This is a genomic window from Treponema sp. R8-4-B8 (assembly GCF_054786175.1).
The window spans coordinates 1-826 of sequence record NZ_BDHE01000159.1 but is presented as its reverse complement, the minus strand read 5'-3'; the positions used below and the strand labels follow the sequence as shown (position 1 = coordinate 826).

Annotated in this window: 1 protein-coding gene; it reads left to right on the top strand. The window is 42.5% G+C overall.

The genetic code is table 11. The features are described from left to right. On the top strand, positions 1-826 hold an 826-nt coding region (locus tag ACYVRA_RS07580; RefSeq protein ID WP_461252134.1), incomplete at both ends, for a methyl-accepting chemotaxis protein.

Genomic DNA, 826 nt, shown 5'->3' with positions numbered 1-826 from the left:
CAGACAGTCGCGCAGGAAATAGGGGAAATAGCCCATGATTCCGAAGGGCTTTTGGAAATAAATTCGGTGATGAACAGTATCGCAAGCCAGACCAATCTGCTTTCGATGAATGCCGCGATTGAGGCGGCTCACGCCGGAGAAATCGGCAAGGGTTTTGCGGTAGTCGCCGATGAAATCCGCAAACTTGCCGAGTCATCGAGCAATCAGTCAAAAACTACCGCGTCAATGCTCAAAAAAATAAAAGCGTCCATAGACAACATTACAAAATCGTCTAAAGACGTGTTAGACCGTTTTGGCGCTATAGACTCAAGCGTAAAAACAGTTTCAGAACATGAACAAAATATTTTAAACGCCATGCAGGAACAGGAAACTGGCGGAAAGCAAATATTGGAAGCCATAAGCCGCCTTAGGGACATAACCCGCTCGGTTAAAAAAGGCTCTGATGACATGGCTGAATCGGGAAAGACTCTGGTTAAAGAAACGGACGAATTTATAAATACAAGCCGGGAAGCGGTAAAAGGCATGAACGAGATATTGAAGGGCGTTAATCAGATAAGCGTTTCAGTCAGCCATGTAAACGACATGAGCATTGAAAACAACCGGAACTTTGACGCTCTGAAACAGGAAACGCAAAAATTTAACGATACCGTCGGCGATGAAAAGCAAAAAATTCTAATAGTAGATGATGACGGTATTCATCTTGAAATGGTAAAAACGGTATTGCAAAATAAGTATGACATATCAACAGCCAAATCCGGCAAAGAAGCGCTTGCTTTATTTTACCAAGGGCTTGTTCCCCAATTAATATTATTGGATTTAATAATGC